The following is a 13,948-nucleotide window of genomic DNA, read 5'->3' on the forward strand; positions in this document are numbered from 1 at the left end:
GCGGAGCCGGTTGGCCGCGATCCGCGTCGCCGGGTCACGATGTGACCGTGGACACCGAGGACTTCACCCAGGTCAGGGACGCCGTGCGCCGGCTGGTGCGCGACGTCGTCGTCCCGCGCGAGGAGGAGATCGAGGAGACCGACCGGGTGCCCGACGAGCTGCGGCAGGCCGCGGCGGAGATGGGCCTGTTCGGCTACGCCCTCCCCGAGGAGTTCGGCGGCCTCGGCGTCACGATGAGCGAGGACGTGCAGCTGGCCTTCGAGTTCGGCTACACCTCCCCGGCCTTCCGCTCGCTGTTCGGCACCAACAACGGCATCGCCGGTCAGGTCGTGGCCCGGTTCGGCAGCGACGCGCAGAAGCAGGCCTGGCTGCCGGGGCTGGCGGCCGGGGAGCTGATCGGCTCCTTCGCGCTCACCGAGGCCGAGGCCGGCTCGGACCCCGCGGGCCTGCGCACCACCGCCCGCCGGGACGGCGAGGGGTGGGTGCTCGACGGGGGCAAGCGGTACATCACCAACGCCCCGATCGCCGACCTGTTCGTCGTCTTCGCCCGCTCGGACCCGGCGCAGACCGGCGGGCGGGGCATCTCCTCCTTCGTCGTCCCGGCCTCGACGCCGGGGGTGACCGTCGGCCCGCACGACCGCAAGACCGGCCAGTCCGGGGCGTGGACCGCGGAGGTCTTCCTCGACGACGTCCGGGTGCCGGCCGACGCGCTGGTCGGTGAGGAGGGCCGCGGGTACGCCAAGGCCCTCACCGTGCTCTCCCGCGGCCGGCTGCACGTGGCCGCGCTGTGCGTGGGGATGGCCCAGCGGGTGCTCGACGAGTCGGTCGCCTACGCGGCGACCGCCAAGCAGGGCGGGGCGCCGATCGGCCGCTTCCAGCTGGTCCAGGCGATGCTGGCCGACAGCCACACCGAGCTGCTGGCCGCGCGGGCGATGGTCGTGGACGTCGCGGCCCGCTACGACAGCGGCGAGGACACCTCGGTCGGCCCGTCGGCGGCCAAGCTGTTCTGCTCGGAGATGGTCGGGCGGGCCACCGACCGCGCCGTGCAGGTGCACGGCGGGCTGGGCTACCTGCGCAGCACCCCGGTCGAGCGGTTCTACCGGGACGCCCGGCTCTACCGGCTCTACGAGGGCACCAGCGAGGTGCAGAAGGTGATCATCGGCGGCGCGCTGCTGCGCGAGGCGGGCATGGCCCGTGGCTGAGCTGCTCACCGGCGCAGCGCGGGAGCAGCGCCGGGCCGCCGTCGCCGAGCTCGGGACGGCGCTGCGCGAGCTGGTCGAGGCGTGCGTGCTCACCGAGGTGCCCGAGGGAGAACTGGCCGCCGTCGCGGCGTCGGCCCGGGAGCTGACCGCCCGGCTGGGGGTGGGTGCCCGCGGGCTGCGCGACGTCGCCGGCTGCGACGACCCGGCGGCCGGGGAGCGCTGGTACTCCCCGGTCTACGGGCCGGGCAGCCCGGTCGCGCCGCCCCTGGAGCTGGGGTCGGCCGGTCGGGACGGCGTGCACGCCACCGCGACCCTGGGGAAGACGCACGAGGGGCCACCCGGGCTGGTGCACGGCGGCACGACCGCGATGCTGCTGGACCACGTGCTGGCCCGGGCCGTCCGGGTCGCCGGGGCCGGCGGTCTCACCGCCACCCTGACCGTGACCTACCGCCGCCCGGTCCGGCTGGGCGTCCCGCTGGTGCTCGACGCCCGGGTCACCGGCACCGAGGGCAGGCGGACGACGGCGCACGCCACCGTCGCCGCCGCCGACGCCCCGGACACCGTCCTCGCCGAGGCCGACGGCCTCTTCGTGGCGTTGCGCCCGGAGGCCGCGGCGGCGACGTTCGCCGGTGTCAGCCACGTCGTCGACGCGTGGACCTCCCGGGGCTGACGCCGCTCAGCCGTGCAGGACCGGGCCCTGCGCGCCCTCGCCGCGGGACAGCGCGGCCACGAACTCCGGCAGCATCCGGTTGCCGCGGTGCAGCGGCTCCCAGCCCAGCACCGTCTTCGCCCGGGTGGAGTCCAGGGCCGGGATCTGCAGGGCGATGTCCAGCCAACCCGGCTCGGTGGGCACCAGCCGGGCGTGGAACGCCGCGGACAGCCCGGCGCGCAGCACCGCGCCGGGGACCGGCACCCGGACCGTGCCCAGCGCGGTCGCGATCTGGTCGGCGTCCATCACCGGGTCCGCGGACAGGTTGAAGGCACCCCCTGCGCGGCGGTCGACGATCCGGGCCAGGGCGTCGGCGACGTCGTCGGCGTGCACCAGGCCCAGGTGCAGCGAGGACGGCAGCGGCAGCGGCAGCCTCGACGCGATCGTGGCGGGCACCCGCTTGGCCACGCCGAGCAGCAGCGGGCCCAGGAAGTAGCGGCCGATGGCGCTGGCCGCGTCGGCCTGCAGCACCAGCGTCGGGCGGACGACGGTCACCGTGACGTCGGGGTGCGTGGCGGCGAACTCCCGGACCAGCTGCTCGACGGCGACCTTGTCCCGGCTGTACTGCGCGCTGGGCACCCCGGTGGTCGGGAAGTCCTCGGTCACCCGCGAGGCCGGGTCGCCGCCGGCGTAGGCGCCCAGCGAGGACAGCACCACGACGTGCCCGACCCCGGCGGTACCGGCGGCGTGCAGGACCCGACGGGTGCCCTCCACGTTGATCTCGTGCAGCAGGTCGGGCTCGCGTCCCGGCTGCAGCGCCCACGCGCAGTGCACCAGCGTGCTGGCGCCGTCCAGGAACTCGGCCAGCACGGTGGCGCTCTCCGGGGTGCCGAGGTCGGTGTGGTGCCAGAAGACGCTGTCGTACGGCGCGGTGTCCGGGGCCTGACGGCGGGAGAGACCGCGGACCTGGGCGATCGGGGCGCGGGAGAGCTGGCGCAGGAACGCCGTCCCCACGTTGCCGGTCGCGCCGGTGACGGCGACGGTCTGGCCGTCGAGGTGGCCGGTGTCGGCGGGAGAGGTCATGCCCTGGCCCTACCCGCGTCTGCGAGGGCCTACCCGGTCAGCCGAGGGTGACGCCGCCGGGAGCCAGGCCACGGGTGACGGCCAGCTGCTCGGCCTGGTCCTCGACGTCGGCCGGGCGCACGTCCCGCCACGGGGTCAGCAGCACGGCCAGCCGCCCTCCGGCTGCGCGGGGGCGCCAGACCCCGGCCGGCTCGCCGTCGACCAGCACCGCACCGGGGCGCCCGAGGGTGGGCCAGAGCTCCTTCCGCCGGGCCGCGTCGGGCACCAGCAGCTCGCGGTCCCGGGTCTGCAGGAACGGGTCGAAGGGGGCCAGCAGCCGGGTGCCGCGGACCGGGTCGCCGGGTGGGCCGCCGGGCAGCACCCAGCGCCGCTGACCCTCGACGTCGGCCGGCTCGGCGTCCCCGGGCCAGTGCGCCCGCACCTCCGCCACCGGTGCGTCCAGGTAGGCGGCGACCTGGGCCGGTGTGGCCGGGCCGTGCAGCCGCAGGTACGCCCGTACGACGTCGAGCCCCTCCTCCGGTGCCTCGGCGACCGTGAACCCGGGGATCGGCTGCAGCACCGGCGGCGAGGTGCCCGGCTGCAGCTCCAGGCCGGCGCGCAGCGCGGCCAGCCGGAAGGGCTGCTCGAAGGCGTGCACCGCCCGGCAGGGGCCGCACCGCCGCAGGTAGGGCGCGGGCAGCCGGGCGGTGAGCGCGGCGGACAGCTCGCCCTTGACCATCGGTGCGGTGACGACCTCCCGCATGGTCGCCGCGACGACGTCCAGGGCCTCCCGGACGCCGATCCCGGCCGCCTTCAGCGGCTTCGCCGCGTCGAAGACCCGCTTGGCCGCGTCGGCGTCGGACCAGGGGGCGGTGGCGGCGGCCACCCCGGGCAGGTCGGCGCGGCGGTGGACGTGCGGTGCCCCGCGCAGCGACCAGACGGTGGCCAGGTCGGCGGGCTCCGGGTCGGTCAGGCCGCGGACGGCCAGCGCCCAGCGCGCGCCGTCGGGGCCGGTGTCCTGCACGCCGAGGTCGAGGACCGCCGTGTCCGCGACGGTGCCGGTGGAGCGGTCCAGCTGCTGGGCCCGGACCCGGCGGGCCAGCACCGCCGCCCGGTTCACCCGTGGGCCCGCACGTGCGCGGTGACCAGCTCCCCGAGCCGGTCGGCGGCGGTCTCGGGCACCCAGTGCGTCACGCCCTCGAGCACCTCCAGCCGGTACTCCCCGGTGACGTGGCCGGCGGTGGCCTCGGTGCCGGCCCGGCCGAGGAACCCGTCCCGGTCGCTCCACACGTGCAGCGTGGGCACCCGGACCCGGCCCACCGGGTCCGAGACCCCCAGCGGCAGGGCCCGGTACCAGTCCAGCGCCGCGGTCAGCGCCCCCGCGGGCCGCAGCCGGGAGACGGTGTCCTCGGCGTCGGCGCGCGGCATCCCCGACCGCACCAGCAGATCGCGCAGGACGGCTCCGTTGCCGCGGGTCAGCAGCGCCTCGGGCACCCCGGGCAGCTGGAAGAACGCCATGTAGGCCGACTTCACGCCCTGCGAGCTGGTGAGGAAGGACCTCGTGAACGCGGCCGGGTGCGGCACCGAGACCGCGGTCAGCGTGGCCACCCGGTCCGGGTGCCAGGCGGCCAGCGCCCAGGCCACCATCGCGCCCCAGTCGTGCCCGACCACGTGCGCACGCTCCAGCCCGGCGGTGTCCAGCAGCGCCCGGACCTCGTCCACCAGTTCGCGGACGACGTAGGCCCGCCGCCCCCGTGGACGGGCCGCGGGGGAGTAGCCGCGCTGGTCGGGCGCCAGCGTGCGCAGACCCGCGCCGTGCAGCACCGGGGCGACCCGGTCCCAGCTGCCGGCGTGCTGCGGGAAGCCGTGCAGCAGCACCACCGGTGGGCCGCCGGCGGGGCCGGCGTCCCGGACGTCGAAGGTCAGGCCGTCGCGGCTGAAGGTGTCCACCGGCCCAGGATGCCGGGTGGGTCCGACAGGTGCAGCCGCGTGCATCCGGTTGGGAGCGTCCGGATCGGGCACACCGGGCCCATGCCGATCACCACGACCCACTACGCGCACGTCCGGCTCACCGTCACCGACATCGACCGGTCCCGGGCGTTCTACGACAGCGTCTTCGCCCTGCCGGTCGCCATCGACGGCCAGGCCGAGGGAGCCCCGGACTTCGCCTTCGGCGGTGTCATCTACGCCCTCGGGGAGTCCCTGCTGGGCCTGCGCCCGGTGTCGGAGGACGAGTTCAGCGAAGACCGCACCGGCCTGGACCACGTGGCCTTCGCCGTCTCCTCCCGCGAGGCGCTGGACGAGGCCGCCGCGCACCTGGACTCACTCGGCATCGCGCACGAGGGCGTCAAGGACATCGGCGCCGGCTACATCCTGGAGTTCCGCGACCCCGACAACATCGCCCTGGAGCTGATGGCCCCGCCGGCCGCGTGAACCCGGGTGGAGTGCGTGGGCGCAGCAGACCTGCGCCCACGCACTCCGCTCAGGTGGCCGGCGGCCAGGTCCTGGCGACCATGGTGAGCACGTCGTAGGTGGCCACCGGGCTGCCCGCGGAGTCGACGACGACGGCGTCCCAGCGGACCTCGCCGTGGTCGGCGCCCCCGCGCGGGGTGATCTGCTTGCAGGTCAGCGTCACCGTCACCTGCTCCCCGGGCTTCACCGGGGTGAGCAGCCGCAGGGAGTCCAGGCCGTAGTTGGCCAGCACCGGGCCCGGGTCGGGGTCGACGAACAGGCCCGCGGCCCAGCTGAGCACCAGGTAGCCGTGCGCGACCCGGCCGCCGAACAGCGGGTTGGCCGCGGCCGCCGCCTCGTCCATGTGGGCGTAGAACGTGTCGCCGGTGAACTCGGCGAAGTGCTCGATGTCGGCCAGCGTGATCTCCCGCGGGCCCGCCGTCACCGAGTCCCCGATCCGGAGCTCGGCCAGCGACTTGCGGAAGGGGTGCACGCCGTCCTCGGTGCGGCGGGCGCCGGCGACCCAGCGCCGGCCGACCCCGGTGAGCAGGTCGGGGGAGCCCTGGACCGCGGTGCGCTGCATGTGGTGCAGCACGCCGCGGACCCCGCCGAGCTCCTCCCCGCCACCGGCCCGGCCCGGGCCGCCGTGCACCAGCACCGGCAGCGGCGAGCCGTGGCCGGTGGACTCCCCGGCGTCGTCGCGGTCCAGCACGTGCACCCGGCCGTGGGCGGAGCCCGCGCCCAGCACGAACTCCCGGGCGACGGCGGGGTCGTGGGTGACCAGGCTGGCCACCAGCGATCCCTGGCCGCGTCGGGCCAGCGTGATCGCGTCCGGCAACCCGTCGTAGGGCAGCACCGTGGCGACCGGGCCGAACGCCTCGACGTCGTGCGGCTCGGGGGCGGCCGCGTCGTCGCAGCGCAGCAGCATCGGCGGCAGGAACGCCCCACGCTCCCGGTCCGCGCCGGTGACGGCGAAGTCGGTCGGGTCGCCCACCACCAGCTCGGCGTGGGTGCGCAGCCGGTCCACCGCCCGCAGCACCTCCTCGCGCTGGTCCCGCGAGGCCAGCGCGCCCATGGTCACGCCGTCGGCCCCCGGGGCGCCGACGACGACCTGCGCGAGCTGCGCCCGGGCGGCCTCGACGACGGCGTCCACGTGCTGGCGGGGCACGATCGCCCGGCGGATCGCGGTGCACTTCTGGCCGGCCTTGACCGTCATCTCGGTGACCAGCCCGCGGACGAACAGGTCGAACTCGGGGGTGTCCGGGCCGGCGTCCGGGCCCAGCACCGAGCAGTTCAGCGAGTCGGCCTCGGCGTTGAAGCGGACGGCGCGCTCGGTGACCGCGGGGTGGCTGCGCAGCAGCGCCGCCGTCGTCGCCGAGCCGGTGAACCCGACCAGGTCCTGGCCGTCCAGGCAGTCCAGCAGCCCGGACGCCGACCCGGCCAGCAGCTGCACCGACCCCTCGGGCAGCAGCCCGGTCTCCACCACCGCCCGGAACACCGCCTCGGTCAGGTAGGCGGTCTGCGAGGCGGGCTTCACGATCGTGGGCATCCCGGCCAGGAACGCCGGTGCCAGCTTCTCCAACATGCCCCAGACCGGGAAGTTGAAGGCGTTGACCTGGACGGCGACCCCGGTCAGCGAGGTGTAGACGTGCTGGCCGAGGAAGGTGCCACCGCGACCCAGCGGGGTCGGCGGCCCGTCGAGCACCAGGGTGTCGTCGGGCAGCTCGCGGCGGCCGGTGGACGCGTAGGACAGCACCGTGCCGAAGCCGCCGTCGATGTCGACGGCGTTGTCGCCGTCGGTGGCGCCGGTGCGGTGGGACAGGGCGTAGAACTCGTCCTTGCGGGCCATCAGCTGCAGCGCGACGGCCTTGAGCAGGCCGGCCCGCTGGTGGAACGTCAGCTCGCGCAGCGCCGGGCCGCCGACCGTGCGGGCGTGCGCGACCATCCCGGCGACGTCCAGGCCGCGGCTGCTGATCCGCGCCACGGTCTCCCCGGTGACCGCGTCGGGCAGTGGGGCGCCCTCGTCGTCGCTGGCCCACCAGCGGCCGGTCGCGTAGCTCTCGAGCAGGGGTGCGGCGGTCCGGGGTGCGGTGGTCCGGGGTGCAGCGGTCATCGGTGCTCCTGGGGTCGGGGCTGGGTGCGCAGGCCGGCGAAGAGGGTGGTGACCAGGCCGTCGGCCAGGTCGGTGGGGGACAGCCCGCCGCCGGGGCGGTACCACTCGGTGAGGGAGTTGACGGTGCCGAAGAGCAACCGGCTGGTGACGCCGGGGTCGACGTCGGGGCGGACCGACCCCTCGGCGACGGCGTCCCGGACCAGATCGGTGACCAGCCGGTCGAACTCGCGCCGGCGGTGCAGGGCCAGGGACTCCACGTGGGAGTTGCCGCGCACCCGCAGCAGCAGGGTGACGAAGGGCAGCTCCGCGGTCAGCACCCCGACCGACCCGCGCACGACGTGCTCGAGCCGCTCGATCGCTGCGCCCTGCAGTGCGCCGGGTTCGCCGAGCACCGCGAACAGCCGGTCCAGTGCGCGGTCCAGGGCCAGCCGGAGCAGCTCGCCCTTGGAGGACACGTGGTGGTAGATCGCGGACTTGGTGACGCCGAGCCGCTCGGCCAGGGCGTCCATCGAGGTGGCCTCGAAACCCCGCTCGTTGAACAGCGCGACCGCGGTGTCCAACAGCGAGTCCAGCGAGTGCCCGGGCCGCCCGCGCCGGACCGGCGTCGTCACGGGCGCTCGCGCCGGTCGGTGAGCCGCTGCAGCTTGCCCATCGAGCGGGCCAGCGTCGCGGGGTCCACCACGACGACCTCGACACTGGTGCCGACGGTCTCCTTGACCAGGGTCTGCACCTCGGCGGCGGCGACCGGGCGGCGCTCGGGCGGGCAGTCCGGGCGGGCCTCGACGGAGACGACGAGGTGGTCCATCCGACCCCGGGTGGACAGCTCCAGGGCGAAGTGCGGGCTCAGGCCCGGGGTGCGCAGCACGACCTCTTCGATCTGGGTCGGGAAGAGGTTCACCCCGCGCAGGATGATCATGTCGTCGGTGCGGCCGGTGACCTTCTGCATCCGGCGCATGCCGGGGCGTGCGGTGCCCGGCAGCAGCCGGGTCAGGTCGCGGGTGCGGTACCGGATGATCGGCAACGCCTCCTTGGTCAGTGAGGTGAACAGCAGCTCGCCCTCCTCGCCCTCGGCCAGCGGCTCCACCGTGGTGGGGTCGACGACCTCGGGGTAGAAGTGGTCCTCCCAGACGTGCAGGCCGTCCTTGGTCTCCACGCACTCCTGGCTGATGCCCGGGCCCATGACCTCGGACAGGCCGTAGATGTCGACCGCGTCGATGTCGAGCCGGTCCTCCATCTCCTGCCGCATCTGCTCGGTCCAGGGCTCGGCGCCGAAGATGCCGACCTGCAGGCTGGAGGAGCGTGGGTCGATGCCCTGGCGCTCGAACTCGTCGACGACGGCGAGCATGTAGCTGGGGGTCACCATGATGATCCGCGGCTGGAAGTCACCGATCAGCTGGACCTGGCGCGGGGTCATGCCACCCGAGATCGGGACGACGGTGCAGCCCAGCGCCTCGGCGCCGTAGTGCGCGCCCAGGCCGCCGGTGAACAGCCCGTACCCGTAGGCGTTGTGCAGGGTGTCCCCGGCCCGCCCGCCGGCGGCGCGGATCGAGCGGGCCATGACGCCGGCCCAGGTCGCGATGTCGCGCTCGGTGTAGCCGACGACGGTGGGCTTGCCGGTGGTGCCCGAGCTGGCGTGCACCCGCCGCACCTGCTCCTTGGGCACGGCGAACATGCCGAAGGGGTAGTTCTCCCGCAGGTCGGCCTTGGACGTGGTGGGGAAGCGGGCCAGGTCCTCCAGCGAGCGGCAGTCGTCGGGGTGCACGCCGTGCGCGTCGAAGGAGCGGCGGTAGTGCGGGACGTTGTCGTAGGCGTGCCGCAGGGTCCACTGCAGGCGCTCGAGCTGCAGGGCGCGCAGCTCGTCGACGCCCATCCGCTCGGCCGGGTCCAGCGTCGCCGGGTCGGGGGCCTGGCCCAGGCGCTTCGCGGTGCCCGGCTGCTGCGCGGTCGGGCTGGCGGACGTCGTCGTCACGGGGACTCCCGGGGAGGCTGCGGTTACTGACCGTTCGGTCGGTAATGCAAGCCCTCCCGGGGCTGGCCTGTCAACCCGCGCACCCGGTCGGCGGCCCCGCCGCCCGCCTGCCCGCGGAGTGGGTGTGGGTGCCGCGCAGTCGTGGTCCGCCTGCGCGCCCGGGCCGGGGTCTGCGTCCCCGTGGCGGCGTCGACGCGCACCGGGGTGCCAGGTGCGCGCCCAGGCCGGGCGGCCTGCCGGGATGGCGGCGTGGGCGCGCACCGAGCGGCCGGGTGCGGCTGGGTGCGGTCGGGTGCGGCCGGGTGCAGCCGGGTGCAGCCGGGTGTGGCCGGGTGTGGGCCGTTCGGGTGGGTGGCGCGTCGGGGTTGTGCGGTTCCCGTCACTGCGGCACACTCATTACCGACCGCTTGGTCAGTAATTGACCGCAGGAGGCTCATCCCGATGTCTGCACCGACCCTCGACCGCCCCGACGCCGCCGCGCCCGACGAGGCCGCGCTCCAGGCGCACTTCGATGCCACCATCGCCGCCGACCGCCGGGTCGAGCCGCGTGACTGGATGCCCGAGGCCTACCGCAAGGGCCTGGTGCGGCAGATCGCCCAGCACGCGCACTCGGAGATCATCGGGATGCAGCCCGAGGGCGACTGGCTGCTGGCCGCCCCCTCGCTGCGCCGCAAGGCCGTCCTGCTGGCCAAGGTCCAGGACGAGGCCGGCCACGGCATGTACCTGTACTCCGCGGCCGAGACCCTCGGCGCCGACCGGGCCGACCTCACCGACAAGCTCATCGAGGGCCGGCAGAAGTACTCCTCGATCTTCAACTACCCGACGCTGACCTACGCCGACTGCGGCGTCATCGGCTGGCTCGTGGACGGCGCCGCGATCTGCAACCAGGTCCCGCTGTGCCGCAGTTCCTACGGGCCCTACGCCCGCGCCATGATCCGGGTCTGCAAGGAGGAGTCCTTCCACCAGCGGCAGGGCTACGAGCTGCTGATGACGATGATGCGCGGCACCCCCGAGCAGCGCGCCATGGTGCAGGACGCCGTGGACCGCTGGTGGTGGCCCTCCCTGATGATGTTCGGCCCGCCGGACGACGACAGCCCGAACTCGGCGCAGTCCATGGCCTGGGGCGTCAAGCGGCACAGCAACGACGAGCTGCGCCAGCGCTACGTCGACATGTCGGTCCCGCAGGCCGCCGCGCTCGGCGTCACGCTGCCCGACCCCGAGCTCGCGCTGGACCCCGAGACCGGGCGCCACCGGTTCGGCCAGATCGACTGGGCCGAGTTCAAGCAGGTCATCTCCGGCAACGGCCCCTGCAACGCCGAGCGGGTCAGCCGCCGCCGCGCCGCCCGCGACGACAACGCCTGGGTCACCGAGGCGGCGACCGCGTACGCCGCGAAGCACGCGTCGTGACCGGCCCGGTCACCCCCTCGGCCGGGGAGACCACGGCCGAGGGAGGCCACGGCGCCGTCCCCACCGGGCCGGAGGTGCCCAGCGGCGCGGAGCCCTCCGCGGCCACCGCCCGCCGGGACTGGCCGCTGTACGAGGTGTTCGTCCGCGGCAAGCGCGGGCTCAACCACGTGCACGTCGGCTCGCTGCACGCCCCCGACGACGAGATGGCCGTGCACGCCGCGCGCGACGTGTTCACCCGCCGCAACGAGGGCGTGAGCATCTGGGTCGTGCAGGCCAACGACATCACCGCGTCCAGTCCGGACGAGAAGGACCCGATGTTCGCCCCCGCCGGGGACAAGGTCTACCGGCACCCCACGTTCTACGAGATCCCGGACGACGTCCCGCACATCTGAAGGACCCCCTCGCACCCCCGGACGTCCTCGTTCCTCGGACGACCGGGGCCCCTGGGAGGGGGCCGTTCCAGCACGTCGCCCGCGGTGGGCCCGTCCCGACACAGAGAGGTGCGGCTGCGATGGCGCACGAAGAGACCGTCTACGACGCGTTGGACCACGCTCACGGGGGCGAGGGGCAGTGGGCGTTCGGGACCGGGTTCGACGACCCGTTGGCCGGGGTCGACACGACCATCCCCGAGGGGGTGGACGCAGCCGACCTGGGGGCGTACAGCCTCATGCTCGGGGACGACGCGCTGGTGCTGTGCCAGCGGTTGACCGAGTGGACCACCCGGGCGCCCGAGCTCGAGGAGGAGGTCGCGATCGCCAACTGCGGCCTGGACCTGCTCGGGCAGGCACGGCTGCTGCTGGCCCGCGCCGGTGCCGCCGGGGTGCTGGGCCGCAGCCGGCAGACGGCCACCGACTCGATCCCCGACGAGGACGCGCTGGCCTACTTCCGGGACGCCGACGAGTTCCGCAACCACCACCTCGTCGAGGTCGACGGCGGCGACTACGCCCAGACCCTCGTCCGACTGCTGGTCGCCAGCGCCCACCGGCTGGCCCTCTTCGTGCGGCTGCGGGAGTCCCGGGACCCGGTGCTGTCCGCGATCGCGGCCAAGGGCGTGCCCGAGCTGACCTACCACCGCGACCACGCCGCCCGCTGGGTGCTGCGGCTGGGCGACGGCACCGAGCAGTCGCACCGCCGCGCGCAGGCCGGGGTCGACGCCGTCTGGCCGCTGCTGGCGGACCTGTCCACCGCCACCGACGTCGAGACCCGGCTGGTCGCCACCGGTGTCGCCGTCGACCCCGCCGACGTGCGCGAGGAGGTCCGCGACGTGCTGACGATGGTCCTCGAGCGCGCCACCCTCACCGTCCCGGAGTGGCCCGCCGACCGGCCCAGCCCCGGCCGCGCCGGGGAGCACACCGACGAGATGGGCCCCCTGCTGGCCACCCTGCAGGGCCTGGCCCGCGAGCACCCGGCGGCGACGTGGTGAGCGGCGACGTGGTGGGCGACGTGGTGGGCGACGTGGTGGGCGCGACCCTCACCCGGGACCCCCGGGCGGTCGCCGAGACCGTCACCGACCCCGAGCTGCCCATGCTGACCCTGGCCGACCTCGGCGTGCTGCGGGACGTGCGCACCGCCGACGACGGGACCGTCGTCGTCACCATCACCCCGACCTACTCCGGCTGCCCCGCCATGGGCGTCATGCGCGCGGACCTGGTGCACGCCCTGCACCGGGCCGGGTTCGCCGACGTCGACGTGCGCACCGTGCTGTCCCCGCCGTGGTCCACCGACTGGATCAGCCAGGACGGGCGCCGCAAGCTCACCGAGGGCGGCATCGCCCCGCCCGGGGACGCCCCGGTGCGCGCCGCCGGCCCCGTGCCACTGGACCTGGGCCCCACCCGCCGCACCGCGGTCTGCCCGCTCTGCGGGTCGCCCGACACCGAGGAGCTCAGCGAGTTCAGCGGCACCGCCTGCAAGGCGCTGCGCCGCTGCCGCAGCTGCCGCGAGCCCTTCGAGCACGTCAAGGAGATCTGATGAGCGCGCCCACCCGCCGCCGCCCGCAGTTCCACCCGCTCACCGTCGCGAGGGTCGAGCAGCTCACCGACGACTCGGTCGCGGTCACCTTCGACGTGCCGGCCGAGCTGGCCGAGGACTACGCCTTCGCCCCCGGCCAGGCGCTCACCCTGCGCCGGGTCGACGGCGACCGGGACGAGCGCCGGTCGTACTCGATCTGCGCCCCGATGGGCGCGGCCCCCCGGGTCGGGGTCCGCGAGGTGCCCGGTGGCTACTTCTCCGCCTGGCTGGTCAACGAGGTCCGGGCCGGGCAGACCATCGACGTGCTGCCGCCCTCGGGCACCTTCACCGCCGACCTGTCCACCCCGGCCGACCACGTGTTCGTCGTCGCCGGGTCCGGGGTCACCCCGGTGCTCAGCCTGGCCGGCACGGTCCTGCGGGACGGCGAGTCCACGGTGACCGTCTTCTACGGCAACCGCCGGACGAACACCGTCATGTTCGCCGACGAGCTCGCCGACCTGAAGGACCGCTTCGGTGCACGCCTGCAGCTGGTGCACGTGCTCTCCCGGGAACCCCGCGACGCCGAGGTCACCAGCGGCCGGCTCGACGGCGACCGGCTGCGCACCCTGGTCGGCGCACTCGTCGACGTCCCGGACGTGGAGCACTGGTGGCTGTGCGGCCCGCACGGCATGGTCACCGATGCCCAGGAGCTGCTCGAGGAGCTCGGGGTGCCCCGTGAGCGGGTGCACCAGGAGCTGTTCTTCGTCGACGACGGCGAGGGCGGGGAGCCCCCGGCGCCGGTCCGCGGCGAGGACCAGGTCGTCGACGGCCCCACCAGCCAGGTCACCATCGTGCTCGACGGCCGGTCGACGACGCTGGCCCTGGAGCAGGGCGTACCGGTGCTCGACAGCGCCCAGCGGGTCCGCTCCGACCTGCCCTTCGCCTGCAAGGGCGGTGTCTGCGGCACCTGCCGGGCCAAGGTCACCGCCGGGGAGGTCGAGATGCGCCGCAACTACGCGCTGGACCCCGACGAGGTGGCCAAGGGCTACGTGCTGACCTGCCAGACCGTGCCGCTCTCCGACGAGGTCACCGTCGACTTCGACGCCTGAGGCGGCCCACGTCCCCGGCGCCCCCGTCGCGGGCCCGAG

14 protein-coding genes are annotated in these 13,948 nt (G+C 75.1%); 8 read left to right on the top strand and 6 right to left on the bottom strand.

The annotated features are described in order from the left end of the window. Positions 1-47: 47 nt before the first annotated feature. Positions 48-1,202 carry an acyl-CoA dehydrogenase family protein gene (locus ASG41_RS16095; RefSeq protein WP_056298161.1) on the top strand — a complete coding sequence of 385 codons (1,155 nt, stop codon included), beginning with the start codon at positions 48-50 and terminating at the stop codon, positions 1,200-1,202. Further along, positions 1,195-1,872 carry a PaaI family thioesterase gene (locus ASG41_RS16100; RefSeq protein ID WP_056297180.1) on the top strand — a complete coding sequence of 226 codons (678 nt, stop codon included), beginning with the start codon at positions 1,195-1,197 and terminating at the stop codon, positions 1,870-1,872. The genes ASG41_RS16095 and ASG41_RS16100 overlap by 8 nt, the downstream gene beginning before the upstream one ends. A 6-nt stretch (positions 1,873-1,878) precedes the next feature. Here ASG41_RS16100 and ASG41_RS16105 read toward each other — a convergent pair whose 3' ends face one another. The 3 genes from ASG41_RS16105 to ASG41_RS16115 are packed head-to-tail and all read right to left on the bottom strand — an operon-like array spanning position 1,879 to position 4,863. Next, positions 1,879-2,934 carry an NAD-dependent epimerase/dehydratase family protein gene (locus ASG41_RS16105; protein ID WP_056297183.1) on the bottom strand — a complete coding sequence of 352 codons (1,056 nt, stop codon included), beginning with the start codon at positions 2,932-2,934 and terminating at the stop codon, positions 1,879-1,881. A gap of 37 nt (positions 2,935-2,971) precedes the next feature. Continuing rightward, on the bottom strand, positions 2,972-4,033 hold the full coding sequence (locus ASG41_RS16110; RefSeq protein ID WP_056297186.1) for a winged helix DNA-binding domain-containing protein: 1,062 nt from the start codon (positions 4,031-4,033) through the stop codon (positions 2,972-2,974). Then, positions 4,030-4,863, bottom strand: coding sequence for an alpha/beta fold hydrolase (locus ASG41_RS16115; RefSeq protein WP_200939011.1), 834 nt, complete (start codon positions 4,861-4,863; stop codon positions 4,030-4,032). The genes ASG41_RS16110 and ASG41_RS16115 overlap by 4 nt, the downstream gene beginning before the upstream one ends. 81 nt (positions 4,864-4,944) lie before the next feature. On the opposite strand from ASG41_RS16115, the gene ASG41_RS16120 reads away from it, so the two are divergent. After that, on the top strand, positions 4,945-5,346 hold the full coding sequence (locus ASG41_RS16120) for a VOC family protein (protein WP_056297191.1): 402 nt from the start codon (positions 4,945-4,947) through the stop codon (positions 5,344-5,346). A gap of 49 nt (positions 5,347-5,395) precedes the next feature. Here ASG41_RS16120 and paaZ read toward each other — a convergent pair whose 3' ends face one another. From paaZ to paaK, 3 genes are read right to left on the bottom strand one after another with little or no spacing between them, the layout of a single operon-like run. Next, complete coding sequence (paaZ, locus tag ASG41_RS16125; RefSeq protein WP_056297194.1) at positions 5,396-7,477, bottom strand: phenylacetic acid degradation bifunctional protein PaaZ; 2,082 nt, start codon at positions 7,475-7,477, stop codon at positions 5,396-5,398. Next, a complete protein-coding gene (locus ASG41_RS16130) occupies positions 7,474-8,088 on the bottom strand; it encodes a TetR/AcrR family transcriptional regulator (protein ID WP_056297200.1) in 615 nt (204 codons plus the stop codon). Before ASG41_RS16130 ends, paaZ begins: the two co-directional genes overlap by 4 nt. Continuing rightward, entirely contained in the window at positions 8,085-9,446 is a 1,362-nt protein-coding gene (gene paaK, locus ASG41_RS16135) for a phenylacetate--CoA ligase PaaK (protein ID WP_056297203.1), read from the bottom strand. Before paaK ends, ASG41_RS16130 begins: the two co-directional genes overlap by 4 nt. A gap of 441 nt (positions 9,447-9,887) precedes the next feature. Between paaK and paaA the strand changes: the two genes are divergently transcribed. The 5 genes from paaA to paaE all read left to right on the top strand — a co-directional run bounded on the left by paaA (position 9,888) and on the right by paaE (position 13,909). Beyond that, positions 9,888-10,853: a 1,2-phenylacetyl-CoA epoxidase subunit PaaA gene (gene paaA, locus ASG41_RS16140; protein ID WP_056297205.1), complete on the top strand. Its 966-nt coding sequence runs from the start codon at positions 9,888-9,890 to the stop codon at positions 10,851-10,853. Continuing rightward, on the top strand, positions 10,850-11,245 hold the full coding sequence (paaB, locus tag ASG41_RS16145; RefSeq protein ID WP_369800045.1) for a 1,2-phenylacetyl-CoA epoxidase subunit PaaB: 396 nt from the start codon (positions 10,850-10,852) through the stop codon (positions 11,243-11,245). The genes paaA and paaB overlap by 4 nt, the downstream gene beginning before the upstream one ends. Positions 11,246-11,364: 119 nt before the next feature. Further along, the gene (gene paaC / locus ASG41_RS16150; protein WP_056297209.1) at positions 11,365-12,276 is read left to right on the top strand and encodes a 1,2-phenylacetyl-CoA epoxidase subunit PaaC; all 912 of its coding nucleotides are present in this window, start codon (positions 11,365-11,367) and stop codon (positions 12,274-12,276) included. Continuing rightward, positions 12,273-12,821 (top strand): 1,2-phenylacetyl-CoA epoxidase subunit PaaD, encoded by a 549-nt coding sequence (gene paaD, locus ASG41_RS16155; protein ID WP_235564847.1) that lies wholly within the window; start codon positions 12,273-12,275, stop codon positions 12,819-12,821. Before paaC ends, paaD begins: the two co-directional genes overlap by 4 nt. Next, the gene (paaE, locus tag ASG41_RS16160) at positions 12,821-13,909 is read left to right on the top strand and encodes a 1,2-phenylacetyl-CoA epoxidase subunit PaaE (protein ID WP_056297216.1); all 1,089 of its coding nucleotides are present in this window, start codon (positions 12,821-12,823) and stop codon (positions 13,907-13,909) included. The genes paaD and paaE overlap by 1 nt, the downstream gene beginning before the upstream one ends. The last annotated feature ends 39 nt before the right edge of the window (positions 13,910-13,948 follow it).

This window comes from Modestobacter sp. Leaf380, from assembly GCF_001424485.1.
In the GTDB taxonomy this organism is placed as follows: domain Bacteria; phylum Actinomycetota; class Actinomycetes; order Mycobacteriales; family Geodermatophilaceae; genus Klenkia.